Source organism: uncultured Thiothrix sp. (assembly GCF_937873765.1).
Taxonomy (GTDB): domain Bacteria; phylum Pseudomonadota; class Gammaproteobacteria; order Thiotrichales; family Thiotrichaceae; genus Thiolinea.
Map to the genome: position 1 here is coordinate 43,420 of NZ_CALMZC010000002.1, position 16,625 is coordinate 60,044.

14 protein-coding genes are annotated in these 16,625 nt (G+C 46.2%); 2 read left to right on the top strand and 12 right to left on the bottom strand.

All coding sequences use genetic code 11. From position 1 onward, the window contains the following. Positions 1-113: 113 nt before the first annotated feature. The 11 genes from Q0307_RS00570 to Q0307_RS00620 all read right to left on the bottom strand — a co-directional run bounded on the left by Q0307_RS00570 (position 114) and on the right by Q0307_RS00620 (position 12,987). On the bottom strand, positions 114-1,307 hold the full coding sequence (locus Q0307_RS00570) for an MFS transporter (protein ID WP_298654913.1): 1,194 nt from the start codon (positions 1,305-1,307) through the stop codon (positions 114-116). After that, complete coding sequence (gene glgC / locus Q0307_RS00575; protein ID WP_298655027.1) at positions 1,289-2,584, bottom strand: glucose-1-phosphate adenylyltransferase; 1,296 nt, start codon at positions 2,582-2,584, stop codon at positions 1,289-1,291. Before glgC ends, Q0307_RS00570 begins: the two co-directional genes overlap by 19 nt. A gap of 91 nt (positions 2,585-2,675) precedes the next feature. After that, positions 2,676-4,127, bottom strand: coding sequence for a pyruvate kinase (gene pyk / locus Q0307_RS00580; RefSeq protein WP_298654916.1), 1,452 nt, complete (start codon positions 4,125-4,127; stop codon positions 2,676-2,678). Between the two features lie 42 nt (positions 4,128-4,169). Continuing rightward, a complete protein-coding gene (locus Q0307_RS00585) occupies positions 4,170-4,634 on the bottom strand; it encodes a methylglyoxal synthase (protein ID WP_298654919.1) in 465 nt (154 codons plus the stop codon). 69 nt (positions 4,635-4,703) lie between these two features. Further along, positions 4,704-5,330, bottom strand: a complete 627-nt coding sequence (gene eda / locus Q0307_RS00590; RefSeq protein ID WP_298654922.1) for a bifunctional 4-hydroxy-2-oxoglutarate aldolase/2-dehydro-3-deoxy-phosphogluconate aldolase — start codon at positions 5,328-5,330, stop codon at positions 4,704-4,706. Between the two features lie 12 nt (positions 5,331-5,342). Beyond that, entirely contained in the window at positions 5,343-6,989 is a 1,647-nt protein-coding gene (pgi, locus tag Q0307_RS00595) for a glucose-6-phosphate isomerase (RefSeq protein WP_298654925.1), read from the bottom strand. Positions 6,990-6,993: 4 nt separating this feature from the next. Then, positions 6,994-8,820 carry a phosphogluconate dehydratase gene (gene edd, locus Q0307_RS00600; RefSeq protein ID WP_298654928.1) on the bottom strand — a complete coding sequence of 609 codons (1,827 nt, stop codon included), beginning with the start codon at positions 8,818-8,820 and terminating at the stop codon, positions 6,994-6,996. A gap of 20 nt (positions 8,821-8,840) precedes the next feature. Continuing rightward, positions 8,841-9,539, bottom strand: a complete 699-nt coding sequence (pgl, locus tag Q0307_RS00605; protein ID WP_298654930.1) for a 6-phosphogluconolactonase — start codon at positions 9,537-9,539, stop codon at positions 8,841-8,843. Further along, positions 9,536-11,011: a glucose-6-phosphate dehydrogenase gene (gene zwf / locus Q0307_RS00610; RefSeq protein WP_298654933.1), complete on the bottom strand. Its 1,476-nt coding sequence runs from the start codon at positions 11,009-11,011 to the stop codon at positions 9,536-9,538. The genes pgl and zwf overlap by 4 nt, the downstream gene beginning before the upstream one ends. Before the next feature lie 44 nt (positions 11,012-11,055). Beyond that, a complete protein-coding gene (locus tag Q0307_RS00615; protein ID WP_298654935.1) occupies positions 11,056-12,000 on the bottom strand; it encodes a carbohydrate kinase in 945 nt (314 codons plus the stop codon). Between the two features lie 21 nt (positions 12,001-12,021). Further along, positions 12,022-12,987 carry a carbohydrate porin gene (locus Q0307_RS00620; protein ID WP_298654938.1) on the bottom strand — a complete coding sequence of 322 codons (966 nt, stop codon included), beginning with the start codon at positions 12,985-12,987 and terminating at the stop codon, positions 12,022-12,024. Positions 12,988-13,451: 464 nt separating this feature from the next. Between Q0307_RS00620 and Q0307_RS00625 the strand changes: the two genes are divergently transcribed. Next, positions 13,452-14,231 carry a hypothetical protein gene (locus Q0307_RS00625; RefSeq protein WP_298654941.1) on the top strand — a complete coding sequence of 260 codons (780 nt, stop codon included), beginning with the start codon at positions 13,452-13,454 and terminating at the stop codon, positions 14,229-14,231. A gap of 33 nt (positions 14,232-14,264) precedes the next feature. Here Q0307_RS00625 and Q0307_RS00630 read toward each other — a convergent pair whose 3' ends face one another. Then, entirely contained in the window at positions 14,265-15,275 is a 1,011-nt protein-coding gene (locus Q0307_RS00630) for a quinone-dependent dihydroorotate dehydrogenase (RefSeq protein ID WP_298655031.1), read from the bottom strand. Between the two features lie 149 nt (positions 15,276-15,424). Between Q0307_RS00630 and Q0307_RS00635 the strand changes: the two genes are divergently transcribed. After that, entirely contained in the window at positions 15,425-16,606 is a 1,182-nt protein-coding gene (locus tag Q0307_RS00635; protein WP_298654944.1) for an alanine--glyoxylate aminotransferase family protein, read from the top strand. Positions 16,607-16,625 lie beyond the last annotated feature (19 nt).

Consider the following 16,625-nt stretch of genomic DNA (forward strand, 5'->3'; position numbering starts at 1 on the left):
GCTATTGTACCAGAAAAAGCTTAAAAAAGGACAAAATACACGGCTGAAACTCACGTGGAATGCGGTTCAAAGGGCATTATTTTAAGTCTGAACTCGGTAGTTTTACTTTAGACTTAGCGTTGATCCAAAGCAGAGTGCTGAATTTTAAAACTCATTAAGACCACACCCATTCCAGCGACTCCTAACGCCAACAAAGCTAAGCGTAAACCAATGAAATCAGCCAAATGACCAATCAAAGAAGGGCCTAATAAAAAGCCGATATAACCCAAAATAGTAATGACTGAAATCACCTGCCCTGCTTGTTTGGGAGCAATATCACCGGCTAATGAAAAGACAATGGGCACAACTGCTGCCAGTGCTAAGCCAGCAATTAAGAAGCCCGTCAGAATAATCAGCGGATATAAAGTGCTCACAGAAAGCAAAATGCCTACGGCTGCCATGATCCCTGAAACCCTTAACACCCAACGCCGCCGCCAATGCAATAAAATCCAACCTGAGCCTAAGCGTCCGATCATCATGGCAAAATGAAATACTGCAGGCCCTGCCGCCCCAATCATCGTTGGCAAATCTAAAGACAAGCGTAAATACACCGCTGACCACATTTCTAAAGTGCCTTCCGAGAAAAAGGTTAGACCCGTGATAGTTGCTAATAGAAGTAAAATAGGAGTCCTAAATAAAACCGCACGACTTGTAAGCGTGACTTCGGCCTGAGACTCTTGTTGATGGTGACTAATTAAACGATCTAACTTAGCACTCAAGGCATAAATGAAGCCTAAGAGAATGAGTAAACCCGCGACTAGCAAATAAACTGTGCGAAACTCTAAACCTGTAAATAAGAGAAAACCAGTCGTCAAAGCCGCTACTGCTGCCATCCCGCTATATCCAGCATGAAAAAAGCTCATGCGCGTATCACCGGTGTTCTGCTCGTAATTAACCGCCGCCGCATTGATACCTACATCTAAAGCACCTGAAGAGGCCATTAAGCAGATAATGGAAATCAGTAGTAACGGATAGCTGTTCACCCAATGAAAGGACGCATAGGCTAAAGCAGAGCAGAAGATACTAATCAACATTAAACGGCGCGCACCCCAACGATCCGCTAAGCGCCCTGTAAGAAGCATGGCAGGAAAAGATCCCACCACGCCTAAAGTCAAGGTTAAGCCCAGTTGACCTGAGCTTAACTCAAAAGAACGCTGCAAATCAGCCATCATGACTTGCCAAGAGCCGAAAATAGCACCCAAGGCAAAAAAACCACTGATCACCAACCAAAAGGCTAAGCGTTGCAAGCTTAAGTATCCATCCGCCAAATATGTTCTTTATCGCGGCTACTTAAAGACTGCCCGAGCATTTCGAGCGTTACTAGCACAATACCTTCATCAGTGACATAAAAACGTTTTTTATCTTCTTCTAGATTCTCACCAATCACCGTACCATCTGGAATCACACAGCCTTTATCAACGATCACTTTAGTGAGGCGACAATTACTTCCAATACTCACTTTCGGCAAAATAATACTGTCCTTGACCAAAGAATTATTGCCAATCGTAACTGCAAAGAAAGTCACTGAACGCTTCATGCGTGCCCCAGACAGGATACAACCTGCGGAGACTAAAGAATCAATCGCCTCTCCCCGCCGTCCATCTTCATCAAATACGAATTTTGCAGGTGGATATTGAGGCTGGTAAGTCCAAATAGGCCACAAACGGTCATACAGATTTAGCTCTGGCTCAACCGCACACAGCTCCATGTTAGCTTTCCAGTAGGAATATACTGTACCCACGTCACGCCAGTAAGCTGGCTCACCCGTTCTTTCATTACGGAAAGCATAGGCTTGTGCTTTAGCTGTATGAATATGATTTGGGATAATATCTTTGCCGAAATCGTGCGAAGAATCATCACTCAACGCGTCTTCACTTAGCGTTCTAAATAAAAATTCGCGGGAGAACACATAAATACCCATTGACGCGAGTGCAACGCCGGGTTTTCCCGGCATATGCTCTGGCTGTTTAGGCTTTTCAGTGAATTTGGTGATACGCATATCGGTATCCACCGACATCACCCCAAATCCAGTTGCTTCTTCCACGGGAACCTCAATACAACCCACTGTGAAATCAGCCCCTGAAAGCACATGCTTCACCAGCATATCGGAGTAGTCCATTTTATAAATATGATCACCCCCTAAGACGATGACATATTCAGGATCATGCCGATGCAGGATATCTAAGTTTTGATAAAGTGCATCGGCTGTACCTTGATACCACTCTTTCTTTTCCGTGCGCTGTTGGGCAGGGAGAATTTCTACGAACTCACCAATCTCAGCCCGCATAAAATTCCATGCACGCTGCATATGGCGAATAAGAGAATCCGACTTGTATTGTGTCAAAACACCAATCCGACGAATTCCCGAATTGACACAATTAGATAAAGCAAAATCAATAATGCGGTATTTGCCACCAAAAGGCACTGCTGGTTTAGCACGACGGTGAGTCAGATTCTTTAAGCGTGAACCTTCTCCCCCTGCTAGCACTAAAGCCAAAGTGTTGCGGCTTAATTCCCGCGCCAAATTTGGGCGGGAAAAGTCCATACGACCTGAATTATTATCTATATCACTCATGCTAACCTCCTCTGGTATCTAACTTGACAGCCTCCACTGTTAAAACATTGCGGCTATCTGCCTATGCGCTAGGCTTATCATACTCTTTTGTAACTTCAACCAAGCGAATTACATTAGTTGAACCGGGCTGACCAAATGGAACTCCTGCAGTCACTACTATGCGATCCCCTAACACTGCAAAACCTTTACGCTGCACCATCCGCGCTGCCTTCCCCACCATATCCGAGAGTGACACCACATCACGGGTTTGCACTGCGTATACGCCCCAAGCCAGAGTGAGCTTACGAGCAACATGGTGTGAAGGCGTCGAGCCTAAGATGGGTACTAAACCGCGCGCACGGGCGGCGCGTAAGGTGGTTGAACCCGTACTACTAAAGGTGACAATCGCCACACAACGCCGTGCCGTAGCAATATCAGAGGCTGCCCGTGCAATCGCATCCGCATCGGTTGGCTCACCTTCTAGTGGATAAGTTTTCAGGGCATGATTACTACGTACATCACGCTCAGTTTCAATAATAATCCGTCCCATGACCTCAACCGCTTCAATAGGATACTGACCTGCTGCTGTTTCTGCCGAGAGCATGACTGCATCAGCTCCATCATAAATTGCTGTCGCTACATCTGAAGCTTCCGCCCGCGTCGGCACTGGCGAATTAATCATAGATTCCAGCATCTGCGTTGCCACAATCACGGGACGGCCTAACGAACGTGCGGTCTCCACAATGCGCTTTTGAATAGCTGGTACCCGTTCAGGTGGTAACTCCACGCCTAAATCCCCACGCGCAACCATGACTGCATCCGCTAATTCAATAATTCGATGCAATTGATCTAATGCAGAAGGCTTTTCTAGTTTGGCTAAAATACCTGCGCGGCCAGTTACTAAATTACGTGCTTCTATAATATCTTCTGGGCGTTGCACGAAAGACAGAGCAACCCAGTCAACCCCCAGCTCTAAGCCAAACGCTAAATCGGCACGATCTTTTTCGGTTAAAGCACTAATCGGCAACTGTTTATCCGGAACATTCACGCCTTTCCGGTCAGAAATAACACCGCCTACAACAACGGTGGTTACCGCTACTAAGGGAGTGGCTTGAGTTACTTGTAAGCGGACTTTACCATCATCTACTAGTAACTCGTGACCTGCTTCGAGTACATCAAAAATCTCTTTATGCGGAAGGCTCACACCCTCTTGATCACCTACACGTTTTTCTAAATAAAGATTAAAGGTATCGCCCTTGTTTAAAGTGATTTTGCCTTCAGCAAAGGTGCCAATACGTAATTTTGGCCCTTGTAAGTCCATCAAAATGCCAATCGGGCGATCAAATTCAACCTCCATCGAACGAATAAGATTGAAACGCGCTCGTTGATCCTCATGGCTACCATGACTAAAATTCAGGCGAAATACATTTACACCGGCTTCAACCAACTTGCGCAATACAGTTTCATCATTCGAAGCGGGGCCTAAAGTGGCTACAATCTTGGTGCGCCTGTCTAATTTAAAAGGACTTTTCATTTGTTTGTTATTCCATGATCCATACGGTGAATAATCGAAGCTTCAATTAGCCAAACTAGCATTTAAACGCTGTAGATAAGCTTCATAGCGCTCCTCAATCGAGAGAATATCCGGCGCTAATTCGGGTTGTGTAAAATAGCGGCTAGAAATCAAATAATCTGCAGTGCTTTGATTACAAGCCAGAGGAATTTCATACAAGGTCGCTAAGCGGACTAAGGCTTTTACATCGACATCGTGTGGCTGTGGTGTCATTGGATCTTGCAAGAAGATAACACAACCAATTTTACCTTCAGCGATCAAAGCACCTACTTGCTGGTCGCCACCTAAAGGGCCACTTTTCAAGGGATGAATCGTCAACTCAGGATAGGCATGTTGTAATAAGCGCCCTGTCGTGCCAGTTGCATAAATCAAGCGCCCCTGCAGATGTGCCAGATTCTTTCCCACCCATGCCACTAAATCGGGTTTAGTGCGATCATGAGCAATCATCGCAATGGCTAAGTTTGGCATCCGCCTATCCTCTTAGAGAACCTTGCTGAGCAAGGCTGAATGTTGATTCAACAGCATGATTAGCGAATTTTAAGCCTTTTTCAAAGCCTGAGCTGCCTGTGCCAAGGCTTGCACGGCTTGCCAATCGCCTGCTTGCAGTAAATTATCCGGTGTGACCCAAGACCCACCCACGCACATCACATTCGGTAGTGCTAAATAATGGGCTGCGGTTTTTTCTGTAATGCCTCCTGTGGGGCAAAACATCACCTTAGGCAAGGGGCCATGCAAGGACTTTAACATGGGAACTCCACCAGCAGCCTCAGCAGGGAAAAATTTTAAGGTATCTAAACCTAGCTCCATCAAGCGCATCACCTCAGAAGCAGTAGAAGCGCCCGGTAATAAAGGCAAGCCTTCATCCAGAGCGGCTTTAACTAAATCGGCAGTTGCACCCGGCGATACTGCAAATTGAGCACCCGCTGCTTTTGCTGCTTTCACATCCGCTAGGGTTAACACAGTACCCGCACCCACTTGACTACCCGGTACTTCGCTCATTAAGCGAATCACCTCTAAAGCAGCGGGTGTGCGCAAAGTGACCTCCAGAACCGTTAATCCGCCTGCGACCAAAGCCTCTGCCAAAGGCTTAGCCTGTGCAGTATCTTTCACAACTAATACAGGAATCACCGCAACCTGCTGACACATGTCTCTTAATGAAAACATTGCTAATCCTCTTTAGGCACGCAGTGCGTGAATATGCTTTAAAAGCCCCGCTGTCGAAGCATCCACATCAGCAGGAACAGTACGCTCCCGCAAAGCAGGCGCTAAGGCCGTGGCCAACTTTTTGCCTAACTCCACTCCCCATTGATCATACGAATTAACACCCCAAATTACCCCTTGCACAAATACCTTATGTTCAAATAAGGCAACTAAACGCCCTAAAGTATTGGGTGTGAGTTGGCGATAGATAATCGAAGTCGAAGGTCGGTCACCCGGGAAAGTACGATGGGGGACTAACTGCTCAATCTGTTCAGCTGCTAAGCCTGCCGCCTGCATATCCGCACGCACAGCCTCAGCATTACGCCCAAAAGCTAAGGCCTGTGCCTGTGCTAAGACATTAGTCAGTAGCGTTTCATGATGGTGCTGTACATCGCCAAAAACGCTTTGGCTGCTTGGATTGGCGGCTGCCAAAAAATCCACAGGAATCACATCACTGCCTTGATGAATTAACTGAAAGAAAGAATGCTGTGCATTCGTTCCCGGCTCCCCCCAAATCACAGCTCCCGTTGACTCTTGAATCGGCGTACCATCGAGTTGTACCCGCTTACCATTCGACTCCATATCTAGTTGCTGCACATAAGCGGGGAAACGTGCTAAATGTTGATCATAGGGAATCAAAGCAACCGTGGGATATTTCAGAAAATTACGCCGCCAAATCCCAATTAAGGCAAATAAAACTGGCAAATTACTACTTAAAGGCGCTGAACGAAAATGCTCATCCATCGCCTTCGCGCCTGCTAAGAACTCAGTAAAGGCTTGTTTGCCTAATGCAATCGCTACGGGTAAACCAATTGCCGACCACACTGAATAGCGTCCACCGACCCAATCCCAGAACCCAAACACGCGAGTATCATCAATCCCGTAAGTACGCGTTGTGGCCAAATTAGTCGAAACCGCCGCGACATGTTGGCCTGCTTGTTCACCTAAGGCTAGTTTTAGCCATGCCAAAGCAGTACTGAAATTCAGCATCGTTTCTGCAGTCGTAAAGGTTTTAGAAGCAACAATCACTAAAGTAGTGGCAGGATTCAGCGGTGTGAGGGTATCGACAATATGCGCACCATCCACATTCGAGACGAAATGCAAACGTGGACCATCATGCCAAGGCGCTAGTGAAGCAGTTACCATCACGGGGCCTAAATCCGAGCCACCGATACCAATGTTTACTACATCGGTAAAAGTTTGGCCGCTTACTGTTTTATAAGCCCCAGTACGTACCGCCTCTGCAAACTCTAAAAAGCGCTCACGCACTGCTTCGACATCTGCTAGCACATCTTGACCATCGACCGTTACACCGGCGGGAATCCCATCGCGTAAGGCCATATGTAAAACAGCGCGATTTTCGGTACTATTAATTTTTTCACCCTGCACCATTGCATCACGGCGTGCCTCCACTTGCGCATCAGCGGCAAGTTGCACCAAGGCATTAAGGGCGAAGCTATCAATCTTTTCTTTAGAAAAATCGATTAATAAATCATCCAGACTAAACGCCAAGCTCTGGAAACGCTCGGGATCATTCGCAAATAACTCCCGTAAATGCTGCGCCTTCAAACGCTCGGCATGCATTTCCAAAGCTAGCCAATCTTTAGTAAGATTTGCCTTCATCTATTTATACTCCAGCAGCAAATAAGGAGCTGGCTCCACTAGAAGCAGGCCCAACCGCTTGGCGGAAGACTTGGAACAACTCACGCCCTAAACCAGCCTCATTCGCGTCTAAATTCGCAGTTGCATTGGCTCGACTGTCAAAATCAGCCGCCAATACGCTCAATTCGCCGCTTTCTGCATCTAACCGGATCAAATCGCCATCGCGGATTTTGGCAATTGCACCACCTTCCATCGCTTCCGGACTTAAATGAATCGCGGCCGGCACCTTGCCACTCGCACCAGACATACGTCCATCTGTAACCAAAGCGACTTGTTGCCCGCGATCTTGTAAGACACCTAAAACGGGGGTAAGGCTGTGTAATTCGGGCATACCATTAGCTTTTGGCCCTTGGAAACGCACAACACACACAAAATCCCCCGTCAACTCACCCGCTTTAAAAGCAGCTTGCACTTCTTCTTGGTCATGGAATACTTTGGCAGGTGCTTCAATAATGCGGCGCTCAGACTTGACAGCCGACACCTTAATCACTGCCTCGCCAAGATTCCCTGTTAAACTGACTAAGCCACCAGAGGCTTGGAAAGCTTCAGTGTAGGGGCGCAAAATGTCGGTATCATGACTACTCGCAGCCCCTTCCACCCAAATAGCCTTGCCTTGCTCATTTAGCTTGGCCTCCTGCGTGTAATGATGCAGGCCAAAACCGGCCACAGTATGCACATCTTCATGTAAAAGACCGGCAGCCAGCAACTCGCGAATCACGAATTGCAAGCCACCAACAGCATGGAAATGGTTAACATCAGCCGAGCCATTCGGATAAACCCGTGCCATTAAGGGTGTGACTGCCGACAGATCAGAAAAATCCTCTAAGCACACGATCAAACCTGCAGAACGTGCCATCGCAATTAAATGCAACACCAAATTGGTTGAGCCACCGGTTGCATTTAGCCCAACAATCCCATTCACAAAAGCTTTCGCCGATAAGACTTCACAAGCGGGCGTGTAATGCCCTGCTTCTGCAGTCAGTTTTAGCACTTGCTCCGTTCCCGCCACGGTTAAAGCATCGCGTAATAGCGTGTTAGGATTAACAAAACTGCTGCCCGGCAATTGCAGTCCCATAAACTCCATGAGCATTTGGTTGCTATTCGCCGTACCATAAAAAGTGCATGTCCCAACATTGTGATAAGACTGCATTTCAGCTTCTAGTAGCTCGGCACGCCCTACTTGACCGGCTGCATATTGCTGGCGCACTTTAGCTTTCTGGTCATTCGAAATCCCTGATACCATAGGCCCAGCGGGTAAAAACACACAAGGTAAATAACCGAAGGTTGCTGCGGCAATTACTAAACCCGGAACAATTTTGTCACAGACCCCTAAGAAGGCAGCGGCATCAAATAAATTATGACTCAGGGCAATCCCAGCAGCCATTGCAATCACATCGCGCGAAAACAGCGACAATTCCATACCCGGCTGACCCTGGGTTACCCCATCACACATGGCAGGTACACCGCCTGCAACTTGCGCTGTTGCACCGACTGAACGAGCAACCTGTTTAATTAAAGCGGGATAAGCCTCGAAAGGTTGATGCGCTGACAACATATCGTTGTAGGCGGTCACAATTCCAAGATTAGGCGCTTTACTGGCTACAATTTTAAACTTATCAGAGACTGGGCTAGCAGCAACCGCATGGGCTAAATTACCGCAAGCCAGCTGATGCCGATTATCACGTACCGCTGCTTGTTGCATACGTGCTAAATAGAGATTACGCGTCTGCTGACTACGTTGCTCAATCCGAGCTGTCACCTCGGCGATGACTGGGTGAACTGTGGTTTTCATAATAGTCTCGATCCGCGCCCTTAAGGCGCATAGTGAACCGTCAATTTATCACCAGCTTGCTGCAATAAAGCCTCAATCGGCCACTGACGTGGCTGTCGGGCAGCAAGGTTAGCCTGCACTTGTTCTAATAATTGCTGTTTATCAACGCCAGTAATAAGTAAATGTACATGCTGAGCTTGCAATAAAGCAGCCAAACTTAGCGAAATTCGCGCCTCTGGCAAGTCAGGCGTTTGTACTTCTAGTAAAACCGCAGCGCTATTGGGATCTAAACCCGACTCTAAATTTGGTGCTTGTGGGAACAAAGAAGCGAAATGCCCATCATTGCCCATTCCCAATACTACTGAATCTAAAGGTAAGAACGCTTGCTGCAATGTATGTGCTAACTTAGCTAAATCACTCTCGGTTTGCCCAAGCTGGTATAAAGCCTGAAAGCTAGCGGCTGGCTCTAAACTATTCAATAGATTAGTTTGCAATAAGCGGGCATTCGAGCGTTCGTTGCTAGGCTCTACTTGGCGTTCATCCGTTAAAGTAAAAGCAACTTTTGACCAATCCAATGCCTGTTTAGCCAATGCCTTAAAAAAAAGTACTGGCGTAGTCCCACCTGCAAATGCAGCAGTGGCTTTAGCTTTAGCTTGGATAGCAGCTTGCAGCTCACCGGCAACTAGCTGAGCTAATTGTTCAGCTTGTACAGCACGGTCAGGATAGCCAATTAAGTTCATGCCTCAATTTCCCGCCAACGTCGACCATCCCGCGCCATCATTTCCACGGCTGCAATTGGACCACGACTGCCCGGATCATAAGCTTCTGGTTTTAGACCGGATGCTTCCCAAGCGTCAATGATCGGATCAATCCAACGCCAAGCCGCTTCGACTTCATCACCGCGCATGAATAAGGTTTGATTACCACGCACTACATCCATGATCAGGCGCTCATAAGCATCTGGCATCCGCCAGTTACCTTGACGTCCCTCAGCAAAGCTCATGTCTAAAGGAATATCCCGCAAACGGAAGCCACCTGGCCCTGGATCTTTGGTCATAATATGGAGCTTCAAACCTTCATCGGGCTGCAAACGAATGATCAAGACATTCGGCATGGTCGGTGTTTCTAAATCACCAAACACTGAATGGGCTGGTTCTTTAAACACTATAGCGATTTCGGTCATTTGTGCACGCAGCTTTTTACCCGTACGCAAATAGAATGGCACGCCAGACCAACGCCAGTTATCAATTTCTGCTTTAATCGCAATATAAGACTCTGTTCTGCTATCTGGATTACCCACATCTTTTAAATAAGACTCAGCATCTGAGCCATGCCCCATATACTGCCCGCGCACTGTACTGCTTAATACACTCCGCCCGGTTAAAGGTCGTAAAGAGCGCAGCACTTTGAGCTTTTCATCCCGCAAAGCATCCGCATCGAATTTATAGGGCGGCTCCATCGCTAACAGACAAAGTAACTGAATTAAATGGTTTTGTACCATATCACGGATAGCACCTGCAGTATCATAATAGCTACCACGACTACCTACGCCTAAAGACTCAGCCGCAGTGATTTGCACATGATCAATGCGTGTTGCATTCCATAATGGCTCGAACAGTGCGTTGGCAAAACGCAGCGCCATTAAGTTCTGTACCGTTTCTTTCCCAAGATAATGGTCAATCCGATAAACTGATTTTTCATTAAATACACTACTGAGAGCTTGATTCAGTTCAATCGCACTTTCTAAATCATGACCTAGCGGTTTTTCCACCACTAAACGGGCTTTGACCGTCGCCAAACCGACATTTGCTAAACCTTGAGCAATCGTACCGAATAGAGCAGGGCCAACCGCCAAATAGTAAACACGAATATGCTCAGGGCGTTCATTAAGGTAACTGACTAGCTCACCCCAAGCACTCGAGTCTGTTACATCGATATGCAAATAGCTTAAACGATGGATGAAACGTTCAACAGCTTCTGAGCTTAACTCTTCAGTGGCAACATGTTGCTGTAAAGCGTCACGAGCCTCAAGTTTGAAAGCTTCAGTGTCTTGCTCAGTACGCGCCAAACCTAGAATACGAGCAGCGGCTGGAATTTGTCCATCAGCATCGCGTCGAAACAAAGCAGGCAGCAACTTGCGCATTGCTAAATCGCCAGTACCGCCAAAAATGACAAGATCAAAGGGATCAACAGGAATGACCGTGCTGCTCATGAATACTGGGTTTCCTTGGTGGTGATTAACAATTCTATTTGTTATTAGAGTGCAGCTTGAATTTCTGCACGAGTCGGCAAATTGGCACCGCGTCGCGAGCAGGTAATTGCAGCCGCGACTGTAGCGGTGTAACCCATCTTAAATAAGGTTTCGTTGTTAAGCTGCTCAGACCAAACAGCTCTAGAATTTTTTAAGCTGGCAACAGCATCTAATAGAGATGCTTGGAAGGTGTCACCTGCACCTACGGTGTCAATCACTTTTACAGATTGACCGGGCACATCGACTTGTCCATGTTGGCTCCATAAAGAAGCTCCATTACCCCCACGCGTTAAAGCAACTAACTGCGGACCTTGTTGCAACCAGTTTTCCACAATTGTTTCGGGCCGCTGCTCAGGATAAAGTAAGTGCAAGTCCTCATCGCTTACTTTGACCATATCAACTAATGGTAAAAGCTCAACAATGCGTTGTTTCCAAATTTCTAAACGTGGCTCGACATTCAAGCGCACATTAGGATCTAAGGAAAGAAGGCGCTTGCCCGAATGTTGCTGGGCAAGCGCAAAGTACGAATCGGCAGTCGGCTGTGCAACGATGGAATAGGAACCGAAGTGAATAATCGCCGTACCCTCTAGATCGACATTAATATCGTCTAAAGTTAACAAACGATCCGCCGCGCCGTTACCGTAAAAAGCATAACTAGGTACGCCCGCAGCATCCTGCTGGACGAAACCTAAAGTAGTGGGTGCTTGCTTACGCGCAATCAGATGAGTTTTAACCCCTTCTGATTGCAAACTTGCTAAGAGCCTTTCACCTAAGAAGTCTGTAGAAAGTCCTGTCAACATCGCGACTGGGCAGCTTAAACGTGCTAGACCCACTGCTACATTCAGCGGTGAACCACCGACACGTGCACTCAGCGGTACTTCAAAAGCTGCTTGATCAACAACCTCTGTCGTAAACACATCGAATAGTGCTTCTCCACAGACAACAAACATGATGGCTTTCCCTAGCTCAACTTAGAAGGTGTAGTTAAAGCGCACACGAGCAGCATTGACTTTATCATCAGTGCCATCTACGCCACCCACATCAGTCGCTTTAGAGGTACTAGCTGCAAAAGTGACGGTAGCATCTTTAGCGCCGAATAAAGGAACAGTATATGCACCATAGAAAGTATTTAACTTTGCATCAGCCCCTGTGTAATCTTCTTTAGAAGTCACATAACCAACACCCCATGGGCCTTGAGTGAAATTCAAAGCAACGGAGGTTACATCTGTACCATCGTTATCTGCATTCTTTTTAGAAAGACTAGCATTAGCAGTACCACCAGCGACATCAAAACCAGCACCAACCCCGAAGCCAGTGTGTGATGTTTCAACATCATCTACTGTACTTTTAACACTTTCTAAGCCAGCCCTTACAGTAACCGCTCCTGCTTTATAAGTTACAGCTGGGCGTACTGCCGCAAATTTATCAAAGTCGCTAGTATTTTTTGCAGCCATGACACCCAATTCAAAATTCATCGCATCATTTGGCTTTAAATGTACAGCCGTATGAATGACACTGTCTTTACGACCACGTGCTGCATTAGTACCATAAGGTGACATACTACCTGCGTGCTCAGCTACAGTATCTTTACCCACTGGAAATAGATCTACACCTTCAAAACGACCGATTTGAACATCCCAGCCGCTACGTCCCATTTGCAGATAAACGTCATCATAACCTAAGTCGCTACCTTTAAATGGTACTAAAGGTTGTGCAACACCTTTAATGAAATAGTCATCGCCCTTTAGCTCACCAGTCGCATTTAACTTAATGCGCCCACCGTTATAGTAACTAGTGTCAGCATCACCACCTTTAGCAGTCAAATCTAATTCAACATCCCCACCGATGTTAAAAGTTTTCTCTTGTGCTTGAACATTAAAGCCCACTAATAAAGCAGCTATCCCACAAGCAACGCTCAATTTCAGTTTGGTTTTCATTGCATTTACCTTCGCTATTCAATCAAAAACACGGTTATTAAAACACACTACCAAAGCGCTTTGAAGCATAAAACACTAGTAGCTTATTAAAATTTATCCCACATTGATCCATTAATTTTTTCAACATCCGAAAAAAATAATCTCGTAAACTCACATACTTGTCAACCTAAGAACGCTTTGCACTAACCGTATCATTAATAAAAAATTAATGTACTTAGGTTAAAGGCTTAAGCTTAAGCTGTCAATAATTAATTCAAATTGATTTATTAAAAGATTACTGCTAATGAGTGCTTATGGACACACAAATTTTCATGCAAATAACATACCAAGATTTTTAGATACGCTAATTGAAAGTTTTACTTGCTTTTGAACAATTAGAATATTAATATCTTCTTATATATAGTTCTCTATATTTGATTTTGACTACTTGTGTATTGACGCATTCCTGCTAGAGGTATTGGTTCATGAACTTTACAAAAATGACACTGGCTATGGCTATTTTTGCAGCGGCAACAACTGCATCTGCTACAGATTTCTTTAATGGTTTTGACAATGGTAATGGTACAGGCAGTGCTCAAGGCCAGGGTCAAGGTCAAGGCTATACTACTGGCCAAGGCACTGGTTACGGCACTAGCAAAGGCAATGTAGATGGTTGGGGTACAGGCAAAGGTACTGGTGACGGTGAAGTTGATTTTTCTATTAACTTCAAAGGTAAAGGCAATACCGATATGGCCTCTGATGTGGTAGGCCGTGGCAACGGTAACACCAATGGCAATTTTAATGGCCAAGGTACGGGTTATGGACAGGGTTATAACAACTTAAATGGCTATACCAATAGTACTACCTCAGGTGGTGGTTATAATCCATGGGGTGGGATGCCAGCTTGGGGTGGTTATTATCCTTATCCACAGACCACTATGCCGATGATGCCTCAGATGCCGCAAATGTATGCGCCTTATGGTATGCAACAGCCGATGATGCCGATCATGCCACCAATGTATGCACCTTACGGTATGCAACAGCCGATGATGCAAAATCCAAATTTTGCACAAATGCAGCAGCAAATGGCCGCACAACGTGCACAAACCGAAGCTTATATGAAGCAGCAAATGGAAGAGCAACGTAAAATGATGGAAGCTCAAAGCAAAGCTGCTGCTCCAATGGCACCAATGGCTCCTAGTGCACCTGTTCCAGCAGCACCGGCCACTGAAGCGACGGCTCCAGCACCTGCAAAAACTAACTAATTTACAGCTTAAGCCTACTGAAATTCAGTAGGCTTAGTCACAGGCTTGAACGCAGTCTTTAATCAATGTTGGGCCTGCGTAAATGAATCCCGTATAAATTTGCACTAAAGCAGCTCCTGCCTGTAATTTAGCCACAGCGTCTTGCGCGCTCATGATCCCACCGACACCAATGATAGGAATTCGCGTACCCAAATGCTGGTGAAACAAGCGAATCACTTCAGTTGAACGCTCTGTTAAAGGGCCTCCACTTAAACCGCCCTGCTCTGCTCCATAGTCTAGTTGCGCGACGGCTGATTTATCCAAAGTCGTATTAGTAGCAATCAACCCATCCATCTCACAATCGAGTAAGACTTCAGCAATTCCAGCGATTTCTTCTGGACTTAAATCGGGTGCTACTTTCACGGCTAAGGGTACATAACGGCTATGTTCCGCAGCTAACAAGATTTGCTCTTGCTTTAAAGCAACCAGTAGACGCCTTAGGTCTTCACCATATTGCAAGCTACGCAAACCGGGGGTATTGGGAGAGGAAATATTAATCGTGATGTAATGCGCATGCGTATAAACCTTGCGCAATCCGATCAAATAGTCATCTGCTGCACGCTCTACAGCCGTATCAAAATTTTTCCCAATATTAATCCCAAGTATGCCTTGATACTGTGCCTTATGAACCTGACCTAGTAGGTATTCTAAACCGTGATTATTGAAGCCCATTCGATTGATGATGGCTTTGGCGGATTTCAAACGAAACAAACGTGGATGTGGATTGCCGGGTTGTGGACGTGGAGTCACCGTCCCCACCTCAATAAAGCCAAACCCGCAGCTTGCAAGCGCATCAATAAACTCTGCATTTTTATCCAAGCCTGCCGCTAAACCTACACGATTGGGAAACTTAAGCCCCATCACTTCAACAGGTGTTCCAACTAGTGATTCTGCCTTACCATTAAGACCTAATTGATACGCTAACTTTAAAGCTCTTAAAGCGGTATGGTGAGACATTTCGGGAGATAAGAGAAAGAGCAATTCACGCAGCAAGCTATACACAATCAGACCCTCGGAGGCTAAAAAATGCAAAAGCGCTGATTATGCTGAATCCGCTGTTTAGCAACAACCTACGATTGGAAAAACAATGGCGAGCCGTGCTTTAAGCTATGGCATAATAAAGCGCTATTTTTTAAAGATTGAGAGAGGATTGCATGGCAAATTCATCATTTTACCCACCACAACGCATCTTAATGGGGCCTGGGCCTTCTGATGTAAGCCCCCGTGTTTTACAAGCGATGGCGCGCCCAACTTTAGGTCATTTAGACCCTTTATTTGTTGGCATGATGGATGAAGTGAAAAGCTTACTGCAGTATGCCCTACAAACTAACAATGAACTGACCATGCCCATTTCTGCACCCGGCTCCGCAGGCATGGAAGCGTGTTTTGCCAATTTAGTCGAACCGGGCGATAAAGTCATTGTTTGCCAAAATGGTGTGTTTGGCGGGCGCATGAAAGAAAACGTCGAACGCTTTGGCGGCACTGCAGTGATGGTGATGGATGATTGGGGCAAACCTGTTGACCCTAACAAAGTTGAGGCAGCTCTAAAAGCTAATCCAGATACCAAAATCCTTGCCTTTGTCCATGCTGAAACGTCTACAGGCGTGCGCTCCGATGCCAAACTTTTAAGCGACTTGGCGCATCAATACGGTTGTTTAGTGATTGTGGATGCCGTGACTTCTTTAACTGGCTGCGAACTACGCGTGGATGATTGGGGGATCGATGCGATTTATTCTGGTACTCAAAAATGCATGTCTTGCGTACCCGGTTTATCACCAGTGAGCTTCGGTAGTCGAGCGGTTGAGGTGATTAAAAATCGTAAAACCAAAATCCAAAGTTGGTTCTTAGATATGAGCCTAATTATGGGCTATTGGGGCGGTGGTACTAAGCGTGCCTATCATCACACCGCGCCGGTCAATACACTCTATGCCTTGCATGAAGCTTTAGTCATGGTGCAGGAAGAAGGTTTAGAGAATGCTTGGGCGCGCCATACTCACCACCATCAAGCCTTAAAAGCAGGTTTAGAAGCGATGGGGATTCGCTTTGTGGTCGAAGAAAATTATCGTCTACCTCAGTTGAACCTAATCACAGTGCCAGAAGGTGTGGATGAAGCGGCAGTACGTACTCGTCTTTTAAATGAATACAGCATGGAAATTGGCGCAGGCTTAGGTGCTTTGGCTGGTAAAGTGTGGCGAATTGGTCTAATGGGTCATGCCTGCAATACCAAAAATGTTCTAACTTGCTTAGGCGCTTTGGATGCTGTGCTCAGCTCCATGCAAGCTCCGATTGAATCAGGTGTTGCAGTCAGAGCAGCACAGGATTTTTATAAGGTTTAACTAAAATCTAGCAGGTAGC